Source organism: Tenacibaculum sp. Ill, from assembly GCF_051938915.1.
Lineage (GTDB): Bacteria > Bacteroidota > Bacteroidia > Flavobacteriales > Flavobacteriaceae > Polaribacter > Polaribacter larymnensis.
This window is the reverse complement of record NZ_JBPSCW010000002.1, coordinates 117263-130210: the sequence shown is the minus strand read 5'-3', so window position 1 is coordinate 130210 and position 12948 is coordinate 117263. Positions and strand designations below refer to the sequence as shown.

Below are 12948 nucleotides of genomic sequence, written 5' to 3'. Positions count from 1 at the left end.
AATATCAATTAACTAAAATGTATGATGTTATTAGTAAAATTATTTATACAGCTTCAAATACCTTTTTTAAAAATAAATGCTTTTCATTGAAATCAAGATCAATTTCAGCTACTAGCCATATATCGTTTATTGTTTTGTCTTCATGATGCTCTTTACCTTTCCAATAGAGACCATCATGTATTGCAGAACATTTAATTCTTAATGAATCTGCTTTTTCATGATTATAAATATATGTTTTTGGAAACCATCCTGATATTGACAAGGAGTTATTATTTGATTGTTTAACCCCCATGGTACAACCATATTTATCAGATAATTTTAATGATTTTTTAGGCTCTAGTTCAATATCTGTAGGTTTTAAGTTAACTATTTTATCTGTTGATTTTAAAAAATACCATGTTACATCAACTAATTCTTTACATCTATTAATGTTTGGAGGTTCAGCATCTTCATGTTCAATTTTATTTCTTATTTCCATAAGAGTTTTTATTAAATATGGTCTAGCTAAACCATACTTTTCTAGTAGCTCCAAGTAACCTTTAGGACAATCATAAAACTTTACAGATTTAAGATTATAAGTTTTCTCTATTAGTTTTAACCGTTGATTTAATGCTCTTTTTAAATTAGAGAGAGCATCTGATAACTCAAAACTTGAAGAATAATCAGTGATTAATGACTCAGAATGATTAAGTAATTCATATGCTCTTTTAACTGGTTTTGGGTCACAAACAGATTGACCAGAAATACTCCAGTCCCAGTCAAGTATTTTTTTAGAAATAAAATTAATCTTCGTCATATTTTAGTTTAAAAATTTACATTTTCAATTGTTAAGATATCTGCTGTAGTTTGAATGATTAAATTTAGCTAGTAGCTAAGGTAATTTTTTAAAGGTTATAGTCAAAAAACTTATATAACAAAAAAACCTCGCTTTAGCGAGGTTCAGAACTAAAGTAGTTTTTGTCTAACAACATCCACCACCATCATAATGATAGGTAGATTCTGAGAAAAATATATCGTCTCTTCCTAGCGCTTTTAAAGCGGCTGCTGTTTTATCGCAAATTGCCAAAGGTTGATTTTTTAATAAGGTGTGTCCTGCGCCATCATCAAAATAGTCCTCATCACCAAAGTAAATGGCAGCTTTTCCTGTAAACACACAAGGTCCGTCAGCAGGCATCGGATCTTTAATCGCTGCTACTTCAATCGACTCGATATAAATCAATTCATCGGTAGGATAATTTTTAGGATCTAAAATTCGATACGGTTTACGAGCCCTTATTTCAATGGTTCCAAAACCAGCATCAGTCAACATTTTAACATATTCAGCAATTGGTAAACTACCACTTAAACATAAGGCACGCAAACGTTCGTCGTTACGTAAGGTTTCGTTCATTGGTTGCTCACAGGTAGGATCGCTCATTACCAAACGTCCGTGAGGCTTCAATACACGGTACATTTCAGCAATGGCTTTCTTTAGTTCTTCAGCTTTAAAAATGTTGAATAAACAGTTTTGAGCAGCCACATCAATCGAATTATCTTCTACAGGCAAGTGTAACGCATCTCCTTTTCGTAAATCAACAAACTCACTTTTAAACCAATCGTTTTGTGCTTCTGCTTCAACAAAATTCTTTTCAGAAGCTTCTAGCATTTCATCTACCACATCAATTCCAATTACACCACTTTTTTGACGTGAGAAATATGCAAATTGTAATAATTCCATTCCGCCACCAACACCTACATATAATATTTTAGGATTGTTGGTTAAATCGCGAGCATGCACGGTAGAACCACACCCGTAGTTCATTTCTTGCATAATTTTAGGAATTTTTAATCCAGGTAATTCCCAAATAGGGTTTGTTGTACAGCATAAACCAACATCTGGAGTTAAGGCTGCTTCTTTATATACATCTTTGGTGGTTTCTAAGTAACTCATATTTTCAGTATTCAGTATTCAGTATTCAGTTAACAGTATGCTATTTTAGTGCATACTGAGGACTGTTTACTGCTAAACTATTTTTATCAATTCTTTAAAAAGCGTAATCATTTTCGGTTCTGCTTTTCCAGCAACTTTAATGATTTCGGTAATATCTACAGGTTGTAAGTTTTTTGGGTCACACTCATCAGTTAATACCGAAACGGCTACACACGGAATGTTGAGTTGTTTTGCTACAATTACTTCAGGCACGGTACTCATTCCTACCGCATCTACTTCTAAAATTTGTAACATTCTATATTCAGCTCTAGTTTCCAATTGCGGACCTACGACACTTGCATATACACCTTCTTTCAGGTCTATGTCGTTAGTTTTGGCAATAGCTTTCATTTGAGTGTTCAATTTTTTTGAATACGGTTCTAACATATCAGCAAAAATATTCCCAAACTCGTTTGCTCCTTTAAAGGCTAGGGGAGAACCTCCTTGTAAATTCAAGTGATCTTCCAATAGCATTAGATCTCCTTTTTTATAAGAAAGGTTGATAGCACCTGCAGCATTAGAAACTAACAAAGTTCTAATACCTAATGCGTGCATGGTTCTAATACCATAGGTTACTTCCCATAAATTATATCCTTCATACATATGAAAACGCCCAGACATAACCACTACTTTTTTACCCGATAAGGTTCCGTAAATTAACTTTCCAGAGTGAAATTCTACAGTTGCTTGTGGAAAGTGTGGAATATCAGCATACGGTACTTCTTGTTCTACAGTAATTTCGTCTACTAATTTTCCTAAACCTGTTCCTAAAACAATTCCTATTTCTGGGTTGGTAATTCCTTTATGTTGAAGAAATTCTTGTGTTTCTTGTAGTTGTTGTTTTTTTTGCATTTTATATTGTGTTTGTCATTGCGAGCCTTTCGACTGTCGCTCAAGATAGACTAAAGCAAAGCAATCTTTAAGTTATGACTTCGAGATAGACAGATTACTTCGGTCGTATACTCCCTCGTAATGACGGTTAGTTTAAAAATTGATTGAATACTGGGTTATTTTTGATGTCGTCAAAAACATCTACATCATTTAAGGTTTCTAACAAATGTACTGATTCGTTTTGTAAATCGTTCAACATATCTTTTCTAACAGTTGAGGTTCCCCAGTCTTTATTTTGAAAAATGTTAGCATGTAGTTTTTTTATGCCTAATAGGTAATAACCGCCATCTTCAGCAGGACCCATAACAACATCGTTTGAGTTGAGTTTTTCAAAAGTTTTATTGATGTGTTCGGAAGTTAAATCGGGCAAATCGCTACCAATAATCACTACTTTTTCATATCCAGTAGAAAATGCTTGTTGAAAGGCATTGTGCATTCGTATACCTAAATCGTTTCCATCTTGTAGGTGCTTTTGATATACTGAAGCATCCCAAATATCATTTTCACGAACTTTTACTGAGTAGTACACAGCTTTGTCACAAGATAAATTTTGGGTGACTTGTTTTGTGTGTTCTAATAAGAATTTATAAATATCTAATGCAGCTTCGTCTCCAATTGTTTTAGCTAAACGTGTTTTTACTTTACCTAATTCAGGATTTCTGGTAAAGATTAATAATAAGTTTTTACTCATAAATCTTTTCTCCTTTATGTAACCATTTGCTCCATTCTTTATTGAAGGCATGGATTTTTTCTGTAGGATTGTTTTGTAGATTAACGGTTATGTTTCCTTGGTTTTTCCATTCAAAAATGCCACCATATAGGTTAAAAATGTTGGTAAAACCTTCTTTCTGTAACTTTTCGGCAATGTCTTCTGAACGAATTCCTAAAGAGCAATACACCACAATTTTGGTGTTTTTGTTCTTCGGAAGTTTTACTAAGGTATTTTCTAAGTTGAAAAAATCATAGCCAACACACATCGCGTTTTTAAGATGACTAACTTCAAATTCTTTGGGTTCTCTAGCATCTAATAAAACAACTTCCTTTTCTTTTTGTAGTTCACTAATAGATATATAGGGAACACTTTCAGTATTATATTTTTTCAATAATTGATGTAGGTTCTTTTGAGAAAAAGAATTTACGGATATTAAAAAGATGAGAAAGATGAGGTTCTTCATGTTTAAAGATATTCAATGGTGTTTGATGAAATCTATAGAGAATTAAAGTGATTACATCTCGATACAATTTTTCTTCCAAAATATCAGAAAAATCACTCGATGTGACACTATTTTACATTACTACATTTTTTTATTAATTCATTAAACTATGCTACTGTACCTTGACAACTACTTCCTGCACCAGCGGTACAACCATAACAGTGTTGATTGATAATAATATTCCTGTTTTGTAACAATGCTTCGTTATATTCAGAAATGTGCTGTGATTTGCTTGCTACTTTCAGATTTAACATTTGATTGAAATCGCAATCATATAAATATCCGTCCCAACTTACCGATAGTGTATTGGTACACATTACATTTTCTACAGCCATTGGATTATAGGCTTCTACTAATGAATACATATAGTCTTCATAATTTTCAGAAGCAATTAAGTAATCTAAAAATCGACTGATAGGTAAATTAGTAATAGCAAATAAACTGTTGAATGAGATTCCGAAATCTTCATCTAAGGCTTTTTTAAAATCGTTTTCTAAGGCAACCTGATCTCCTGGTAAGAAAGCTCCTGACGGATTGTAGACTAAATCTAGTTGTAAACCAGTTCCTTCAATTCCATAACCCACAGCATTTAGCATTTTTAAAGCTTCTATTGATTTATCAAAAACACCATCACCACGTTGTTTGTCAGTTTTTCCACGAGTCCAATGTGGCATAGAAGAAACCACATGTACGTTATGTTTTTTGAAGAATTCAGGTAAGTCGTGATATTTTTTATTCGCTCTGATGATTGTTAAGTTAGAGCGCACAATAAAATCTTTAATTCCTGCTTTAGATGCTTCTTCTACAAACCATCGAAAATTTGGATTCATTTCTGGTGCGCCACCCGTTAAATCTAACGTGTGTGCTCCTGTTTTTCGAATCACTTCTAAACATTGCTCCATAGTTTCTTTGGTCATGATTTCTTTTCGATCAGGACCTGCATCTACATGACAATGTGCACAAACTTGATTACACATGTATCCTAAATTAATTTGAAGAATTTCTAATTTTTTAGGACGTAATGGAAACTGATTGGTTTCTTTTATTTTTTTGGCAAACGTAGGTAGTTCGCCATCAGCAAAAACTCCGTTTGATAAGATTTCAAGCTGGCGTTGCGTGTTTGCTAAATCGTTGTTTCTAGATTTTAAAGATTTTTTCATTATCCTTCCTGTAAAGCTGAACTTATTTCAGCTGCTCATTTCTATTGTTTTAATAATGAGATCCCATCAAAAGTTAGGATAAGCGATTCACACAATTTTGATTTTCAAAATTGGTTCTCTGCTTACATTTCTAATTTATTGACTTTGTTCATCATTTGAACTCCGTGTACTAAGGTTGCTCCGCTTTTAATGGCAGCTCCTACATGAATTGCTTCCATCATTTCGTCTTTGGTAATTCCGCGTTGTAATCCGTCTTTAGTATAAGCATCAATACAATAAGGACATTGTTCAGTATGTGCAACAGCTAAAGCAATTAAGCTTTTTTCACGTGCGGTTAAAGCACCTTCTTCAAAAACTTTTCCGTAATAATCAAAGAATTTGTTTCCTAATTCTTCGCTCCATTCTGTTATTTTACCAAACTTACGTAAGTCGGCAGGGTCGTAATATGTTTTAGACATGTTTTTTATTTTTAGTAAACTACCTCGGAGCAAGTACACGAGGTATTTATTAATACTGACTTTAATTTCGAGGCAAGCTTCTAGGGTGTTTTACCCTTTGGCGGTGCCAATAAAAAGTAAAAATACCAAATTGTAGAGATACTACCTTCCATTTAAAGACCAGTTATATTCTAAATAGCCAATCTTAGCTTTTTTATTGATTTTTACATTTGAATATTGATTAAGGAAGTCTATTAAACTACCTTTTTTAGTAAAGTCTCCATTGAACCATTCGAATATTTTAGAGAGCTGCACCTTGTTTTCAGAAATTTTATTCCTAGAAGGGTCATTCACAAAATTTTGCATTAATACTCTTGTTTTTGTCTCGTAATTATTTTCTGTAAAAGCATAGTTTGCCAATTTAGGGCAAGACTTTGAGGCACAGTTTACAGCGACATGAATTTTAGGGTCGTTATATTTTTTGCGAAGTATTTCGTGTTCTATTTGATTTAGGGTATATGTTGTACCGCCAACTTTAGCAAAAGGGATATTCCAAGCATCTTTTCCTTTCTTTTTTATGTTCATGATGCTTTTTAATGGGTAGTTGTCTAAAATCAATTGAATAGTATAAGCATTATAAGCGTTAGCCCAAAAGGCTTTGATTTTAGTAGTTGACCAAGATTTTTGAGGTTTTGTTACAGCTAAATAATTTAAATAGGTTTGAAGTTGTGCTTCGTCTGCTTTAAAACCTTTATAATTTACATTTCCATTGGAGTCTACATGTTTTTTTAAAAGTGTATCAAAAACACTAGTTTGTGCAGGAGAGTGTAAGAAAAAAGTAAGACTACAAAGTAAAAATATCTTTCGCATAATTTCGATTTTGAAGTTTAGACGTGCGTTTGAAAGATACATTACAAAGAATATTTCTAAAAATTTAGATACAAAAAAGCCTTAACATTTATTTGTTAAGGCTTTAAAATTAGTGTTTCCCCTGAAGTTTTATGTTGAAGTACCATTCATGTTTTATCCATGTATTCCAGTTTTTCAGATTATTATTCAAAGATATGTTAGACTGACCAGAGTAGCCTTGACCAAAACAAAATCCATTTCCACTATCAATATATGCAGAAGAACCTGTATCTACACCTAAGTTAGCTCCATCAATCAAGTACCATGTGAATATATATTCAGTATTTGCTTCAAAAAATAGTTGTAAATCAGAAAGATCAAAATCAACCCATCCACCAAGAAATGTTGAGTCTAATTCTGTTATAGTAGAGGAAATTATTTCACCTCTTGTGTTTCTAATGTCTAAATTTAGTTTAACTGTCTCATTGTGTGGTGCTCCAGTTTCATGGTGTTTAAAACCGCTTTCTAGTTTAATACTAAAAGAAGACAACTCTGTGTCGTTTTGGAATAATACACTTTGACCAGTTCCTACGTTTCTATCGTATGGTGATATGTCTGGAGCGTTAGTTCTGCTATCTCCACCAAACCATTTACTAGCATTTGATTGATTACAGGTGTTTGAAAAAGAATTGCTAATATGTTCTAGAGTTACAGTGTAAGTTTTTTCAACTCCATTTTCTGCCTTAACTGTAAAGTTAACAGGGGAAGAGTAATCTGTAATATCGATTGGTAGAGGAGAAATTGAAGCCTTTTCTGATATGTTTACTTCGGTTGTTAGGTTGGAGAGGTTTAAAAAAGTAGGAAGTTTTTTTGTTATTTTGTTTTCTATATTATCAATACTTGCCTCTAATGTTTGATCAGTTGTTTTAATTTTAAAAGAAATGATATCGTTTTTTTTGCTTAATTCTCTTCTAATATCAATATTATAGGTTTTAGTAGTGCTATTTTCTGCAGTTACAATAAAAGTTAAAAGTTTGTCGATTTTTGTGATTGATTTTGGATCGGGGCTTATAGTAGCGTTGTCTGAAATAGTTATTTCTAGTTCAATATCACTTAATTCTATATAACTAGGTGTAAAGCCTGTAATAGAGTTTTCTAAAATTTCAAATTCTTGGGTGAAAGAATCTTTTCTAATAAAAAAACTAATGATTTCTTTTTCATCACTTAGTTCTCTTTTAATATCAATATTATAGGTTTTAGTAGCGCCATTTTCTGCAGTAACAACAAAAGTTAGTGGTTTGTCGATTCTTGTGATTGATTTTGGGTCTGGGCTTATGGTAGCTTTTTCTGAAATAGTTATTTCTAATTCAAAACCATCTAGCTCTATGTGGTTGGGAATTAGGCCTAGAATAGAGTTTTCTGAAATTTCAAAATCTTTGATAAAACTTCCTTTTTTCAAAGAAAAACTTAGTATTTCATTTTCGCTATTTGAAGTGTAATTATTTATTAGTATGTATTCTTTGTTACAAGATAAAGTAACTATTAAGGTTGTTATAAGAAGCAATAGTGTTGTATTCCTTTTCATTATTTTTTTAATTTAAGAGCTAAGATAGATACAAATTCTATAAAACAAAAAAAGCCTTAACAAATAAATGTTAAGGCTTTTGTACTGAAGGCGGGACTTGAACCCGCACGGGCATTACGGCCCATTGGATTTTAAGTCCAACGTGTCTACCAATTCCACCACTTCAGCGTATGTGCTTTGTTAATGACTACTTTTAAAATGAAACCTCACTCATACAAGTGAGGTTTCTTGGTACTGAAGGCGGGACTTGAACCCGCACGAGCATTACGGCTCATTGGATTTTAAGTCCAACGTGTCTACCAATTCCACCACTTCAGCATATTCTCTTTAAAAAGGATTGAGCGAAAGACGGGATTTGAACCCGCGACCCTCACCTTGGCAAGGTGATGCTCTACCCCTGAGCTACTTTCGCGTAGTCATTTCTTATTTTAATGAACGTGCATTACTGCGAATGCGGGTGCAAATATAACACCATTTTTTTAATTACAAAGCAGTTTTTAATTTTTTTCAATTTTAATTCCAATAAAAATTTATTGTGGTTCAATAAGAATGGAATATCTTTGCAGAAATTTTTTAAAATTAGAAGTGGATTCTGTTTCATCTGTACATACTAAAACTTCCATAAAATCAATAGTTAAAGACTTTAAACAGTTAACGAAAGTTGGGTTGTCAATTAGTGTGGTCTTTACTTCTATTACAGGATATTTATTAGGAGCAGAATCGATTAATTATGCTACAATAGTTTTATTAGCTTTAGGAGGTTACTTAATGGTTGGGGCATCAAATGCTTTTAATCAAGTAATAGAAAAGGATATTGACGCTGTAATGCAACGCACAAAAAATCGTCCGTTACCTTCAGGAAGAATGTCTACAACTACAGCATTAATTATTGCTACTATTTTTACTATTGCTGGTATAGCTATATTATATGCGATTAATCCGAAATGTGCTTTGTTTGGAGCAATTTCTATCTTTTTATATACAAGTGCTTACACACCTTTAAAAGCAGTAACGCCTTTAGCTGTTTTTGTAGGGGCTATTCCTGGAGCTATTCCTTTTATGTTAGGTTGGGTAGCTGCAACAGGTAAATTTGGTATTGAAGCAGGATTCTTATTTATGATCCAATTTTTTTGGCAATTTCCACATTTTTGGGCAATAGGTTGGTTACAGTTTGAAGAGTATAATAAAGCAGGTTTACACATGCTTCCTATGGATAAAAAAGACAAAGGAGCAGTAGTGCAAATTATTTTCTATACCTGTATTATGATTTTAATGTCGATAGCACCTGTGTTAAAAGTAACTGGGAACTTTTATATATATCCATTAACTGCAGTTGTTATTTTATTATTAGGGTTGTTGATGCTTTACTATGGAATAGTATTATATAAAACACAAAAAAATACCGATGCTCGTAAATTAATGTTAGCGAGTGTCTTTTATATTACAATAGTGCCCATTATATATGTGGTAGATAAATTTTTACACTAATGAGTGAACAATCATTGAAAGAAGAATTAAAAGTAGCTAAACGTAAATCGGCTAAACCAATGTTATGGATTTCCATGATTAGCATGGTGATGTTTTTTGCAGGGTTAACAAGTGCTTATGTAGTTAGTATGAACCGTGAAGATTGGGTAACGTTTGATTTACCTCAAGCATTTTATATTAGTACTGTATTAATAGTATTAAGTAGTATTACGTTATTTTTCTCTCAAAAGTTATTAAAAAAGGATAATATACAAGCTTCATTTACTTTATTACTGATAACTTTAGTCTTAGGTTTAGGTTTTGTATGGTATCAATATGTAGGTTTTAATGAGTTAAAGGCTGTAGGGCTTTATTTTACAGGACCTGAAAGTACAGTGTCTACATCGTTTATTATAGGAATTACATTTATGCACATTTTGCACCTATTAGCAGGTGTAATAGTGCTTTTAGTCGTTATTTATAATCATTTTAAAAAGAAGTATTCTTCAGCCGATATGCTTGGGTTTGAACTCGGTGCAATCTTTTGGCATTTCGTTGATGTACTGTGGATTTATCTATTTTTCTTTTTCTATTTTATTAGATGATGAAAAATGCGTAATTTTGGCGCACTGATTTAACAAAAATTAACAATAAGAGATTTATGGGAGCAAATATTGCTGTAAATTCTGACAACAAGGAGACCTGGGGCGGAGGTGGTGTGAAACCATTTGGCGCTAGTTATGGTAAAATGATGATGTGGTTTTTCATCGTATCAGATGCATTAACTTTTTCGGGCTTTTTAGCAGCGTATGGTTTAACACGTTTTAAGTTTATCGATTCTTGGCCTATTGCTGATGAAGTATTTACACACTTTCCAGGATTGCACGGTGTACACGCACCGATGTACTATGTAGCATTAATGACTTTTATATTGATTGTATCATCGGTAACTATGGTGTTAGCGGTAGATGCAGGTCATAAAATGCAACAAAAAAAAGTAGCTTGGTATATGTTTGCTACGATAGTTTTCGGTTTGATTTTCGTTGGATCTCAGGCTTGGGAATGGAAAAACTTTATCAATGGTTCTTATGGAGCTGTTAAAACTACAGACAACCATATTTTACAATTTGTAAAAGACGGTCATCAAATAGCTTTAGCAGATTTTGTTCATAATGATAGAAAAGATGAAAGAGTTCAACATCAAAGAGAAAATGGATTGTGGTTTGAAAAAGAAGCAACGATTTCTCAATATTCAGTAGCTCAAGTACAGGAAGCTTTTAAAGCAGATCCATCTCTATTAATCAGAATTGAAAAAGTTAACCCTGAAACCAAACAAAAAATAATTTTATCAAGAGAAGAGAGTTTAGCTCAACTAGGAAAAGCTAAAATGGTTGTAGAAGGAGCAAACTTGCATGTAAACGAATATGGTAATCCAATTTTTGCAGACTTCTTTTTCTTTATTACAGGATTCCACGGGTTCCACGTATTCTCAGGGATAGTAATCAATATTATCATTTTCTTTAATGTTGTGTTAGGTACGTATGAGCGTAGAGGACACTATGAAATGGTAGAAAAAGTAGGTTTATATTGGCACTTTGTAGATTTAGTTTGGGTATTTGTATTTACCTTCTTCTACTTAGTATAATCAAAAAACAATAGTAAAAATGGGTCACGCACACGAATCAAATACAAAAAGAATTTGGATTGTTTTAGCAATCTTAACAATAGTAACAACAGTAGAGGTAGCTTTAGGTATTGTGAAGCCAGCAAGTTTACACTTGCATGGATGGGGTACTAGTTGGTTAAACTGGATATTTATTATCTTAACAATTGTAAAGGCATACTATATTGCATGGGCTTTTATGCACTTAGAAGGAGAAAAGCCTTGGTTTAGACGTGCTATCGTTTGGACAGCTGTCTTCCTAATATGTTACTTAGTAACCTTAGTGTTAATAGAAGGTGGTTACTTATACGATACATTAGCACCATTAGTAAAATGGTAATCATATAAAATAAAAATTAAAGGTGGTGTTATAACCACCTTTTTTTATACTTAAATTTATAATAAAATGGATAAAACAAAAAGAAATATAGTATTGTTTGCACTATTTATTGTGCCATTATTGTTTTATATATTTTTATCATTAGGAATCAATAACTTTGCAAAGTTACCTGTACTTACAGAAAATGTAATTGATATTTCTTCAATAAGTAAAAAGCATCAGTTTGATAAAAGAATATCAATAGTTACCTTTTTAGGAAGTAATGTAGGAGAGGCAAAAGGTGAATTGTTTAACCTTAATGAAAAGATTTACAAACCATTTTATGGATTTAAAGACTTCCAGTTAATTGTTATTGCTTCAAGTAAGTCTAAGGAAGATGTAGAGAAACTTCAGAAAGAAATAGGAGCTTTTACAAACATGATAAAATGGAACTTTGTTTATGCTAGTGATACAGAAATAGAAGTATTGTATGATAGCTTTAAAACAAATCAGTCTTTAGATAAAAACCTACATTCTTCAAAGGCTTTTATAATTGATAAAAGTGGGAGTTTAAGAGGAAGAACAGATGATGAGGATAGTACAGGAGGTAAGTTGTTTGGTTATAATATGAAGTCTGTAGCTGAATTAAACAATAAAATGAAAGATGATGTTAAGGTTGTATTGGCTGAATATCGTTTGGCATTAAAAAAGAATAACGCAGATAGAGAAATTTAAGGAAGACTCACATGAAAAAACAAAATTATTCATATATAGGTATTTCACTAATAGTATTGCTTTTTGGTATTTATGCAATTCCTAAAATTGTAGCACACTTCCAAACAGCTAATTTGCATAAATTCAATAAAGTACCAGACTTTGAATTTATCAATCAAGACGGTGAAACAATCACTAATAAGGACTACGAAGGAAAAGTGTATGTAGTTGAGTTCTTTTTTGCCACTTGTCCTACTATCTGTCCTTTAATGAATGCACAAATGGTGGAAATTCAAAATGAATTTATGGGAAATCCGAATTTTGGGATAGCATCATTTTCAATTACACCTGAAATTGATACACCACATCAATTGAAAGAATATGCAAAGAATAACGGAATAAATCATAAAAATTGGCATTTATTAACAGGGAAGTCAGAGGATGTTGTATATGATTTATCAAATGAAGGTTTCAAGCTATATGCTGGTAAAGGAGAAGCGAGCCATGGTGGTTTTGAGCATTCAGGATTATTTGCATTGGTAGATAAAGATGGATATATCCGTTCTCGATATGACGAACACGGAAACCCAATTATGTATTATCGTGCTTTAGATGAGCATAATTTTGGAAACCAAATTAGTGAGTTAAAAGAAGATATTAAGTTATTACTTAAAGAATAA

At 32.3% G+C, this 12948-nt stretch carries 15 protein-coding genes and 3 tRNA genes; 6 read left to right on the top strand and 12 right to left on the bottom strand.

The features are described 5' to 3' along the window. Positions 1 to 43: 43 nt before the first annotated feature. The 12 genes from ACTPNM_RS00650 to ACTPNM_RS00595 form a co-directional block, all read right to left on the bottom strand. Positions 44 to 796, bottom strand: a complete 753-nt coding sequence (locus tag ACTPNM_RS00650) for a hypothetical protein (RefSeq protein ID WP_440120181.1) — start codon at positions 794 to 796, stop codon at positions 44 to 46. A 165-nt stretch (positions 797 to 961) separates the two neighbouring features. Continuing rightward, a complete protein-coding gene (gene arsM, locus ACTPNM_RS00645; RefSeq protein ID WP_440120180.1) occupies positions 962 to 1930 on the bottom strand; it encodes an arsenosugar biosynthesis arsenite methyltransferase ArsM in 969 nt (322 codons plus the stop codon). A 72-nt stretch (positions 1931 to 2002) separates the two neighbouring features. Continuing rightward, positions 2003 to 2821: a purine-nucleoside phosphorylase gene (locus tag ACTPNM_RS00640; RefSeq protein WP_440120179.1), complete on the bottom strand. Its 819-nt coding sequence runs from the start codon at positions 2819 to 2821 to the stop codon at positions 2003 to 2005. A 127-nt stretch (positions 2822 to 2948) separates the two neighbouring features. Further along, on the bottom strand, positions 2949 to 3551 hold the full coding sequence (locus ACTPNM_RS00635) for a TIGR04282 family arsenosugar biosynthesis glycosyltransferase (protein WP_440120178.1): 603 nt from the start codon (positions 3549 to 3551) through the stop codon (positions 2949 to 2951). Continuing rightward, positions 3544 to 4035 (bottom strand): rhodanese-like domain-containing protein, encoded by a 492-nt coding sequence (locus ACTPNM_RS00630; RefSeq protein WP_440120177.1) that lies wholly within the window; start codon positions 4033 to 4035, stop codon positions 3544 to 3546. The genes ACTPNM_RS00635 and ACTPNM_RS00630 overlap by 8 nt, the downstream gene beginning before the upstream one ends. A gap of 146 nt (positions 4036 to 4181) precedes the next feature. Then, a complete protein-coding gene (gene arsS, locus ACTPNM_RS00625; RefSeq protein WP_415270150.1) occupies positions 4182 to 5237 on the bottom strand; it encodes an arsenosugar biosynthesis radical SAM (seleno)protein ArsS in 1056 nt (351 codons plus the stop codon). Positions 5238 to 5356: 119 nt separating this feature from the next. Then, positions 5357 to 5692, bottom strand: a complete 336-nt coding sequence (locus ACTPNM_RS00620) for an arsenosugar biosynthesis-associated peroxidase-like protein (RefSeq protein ID WP_099215110.1) — start codon at positions 5690 to 5692, stop codon at positions 5357 to 5359. Between the two features lie 141 nt (positions 5693 to 5833). Continuing rightward, positions 5834 to 6541: a DUF547 domain-containing protein gene (locus tag ACTPNM_RS00615; RefSeq protein ID WP_440120176.1), complete on the bottom strand. Its 708-nt coding sequence runs from the start codon at positions 6539 to 6541 to the stop codon at positions 5834 to 5836. A 109-nt stretch (positions 6542 to 6650) separates the two neighbouring features. Beyond that, positions 6651 to 8105, bottom strand: coding sequence for a DUF5018 domain-containing protein (locus ACTPNM_RS00610; protein WP_440120175.1), 1455 nt, complete (start codon positions 8103 to 8105; stop codon positions 6651 to 6653). 82 nt (positions 8106 to 8187) lie between these two features. Next, positions 8188 to 8273: transfer RNA gene (locus ACTPNM_RS00605), tRNA-Leu, on the bottom strand. A gap of 61 nt (positions 8274 to 8334) precedes the next feature. After that, positions 8335 to 8423: transfer RNA gene (locus tag ACTPNM_RS00600), tRNA-Leu, on the bottom strand. Positions 8424 to 8445: 22 nt separating this feature from the next. Then, positions 8446 to 8517 (bottom strand) — tRNA-Gly (locus ACTPNM_RS00595). Positions 8518 to 8654: 137 nt separating this feature from the next. Here ACTPNM_RS00595 and cyoE point away from each other — a divergent pair. The 6 genes from cyoE to ACTPNM_RS00565 all read left to right on the top strand — a co-directional run bounded on the left by cyoE (position 8655) and on the right by ACTPNM_RS00565 (position 12948). Further along, a complete protein-coding gene (gene cyoE, locus ACTPNM_RS00590) occupies positions 8655 to 9593 on the top strand; it encodes a heme o synthase (protein ID WP_440120174.1) in 939 nt (312 codons plus the stop codon). Next, positions 9593 to 10177 carry a cytochrome c oxidase subunit 3 gene (locus tag ACTPNM_RS00585; RefSeq protein WP_330487897.1) on the top strand — a complete coding sequence of 195 codons (585 nt, stop codon included), beginning with the start codon at positions 9593 to 9595 and terminating at the stop codon, positions 10175 to 10177. Before cyoE ends, ACTPNM_RS00585 begins: the two co-directional genes overlap by 1 nt. Before the next feature lie 56 nt (positions 10178 to 10233). After that, positions 10234 to 11217 (top strand): cytochrome c oxidase subunit 3, encoded by a 984-nt coding sequence (locus ACTPNM_RS00580; protein ID WP_274638676.1) that lies wholly within the window; start codon positions 10234 to 10236, stop codon positions 11215 to 11217. Between the two features lie 19 nt (positions 11218 to 11236). After that, positions 11237 to 11575 (top strand): cytochrome C oxidase subunit IV family protein, encoded by a 339-nt coding sequence (locus ACTPNM_RS00575; protein ID WP_125066519.1) that lies wholly within the window; start codon positions 11237 to 11239, stop codon positions 11573 to 11575. 66 nt (positions 11576 to 11641) lie between these two features. After that, the gene (locus ACTPNM_RS00570) at positions 11642 to 12289 is read left to right on the top strand and encodes a hypothetical protein (RefSeq protein ID WP_440120173.1); all 648 of its coding nucleotides are present in this window, start codon (positions 11642 to 11644) and stop codon (positions 12287 to 12289) included. 11 nt (positions 12290 to 12300) lie between these two features. After that, positions 12301 to 12948 carry an SCO family protein gene (locus ACTPNM_RS00565; protein ID WP_274638674.1) on the top strand — a complete coding sequence of 216 codons (648 nt, stop codon included), beginning with the start codon at positions 12301 to 12303 and terminating at the stop codon, positions 12946 to 12948.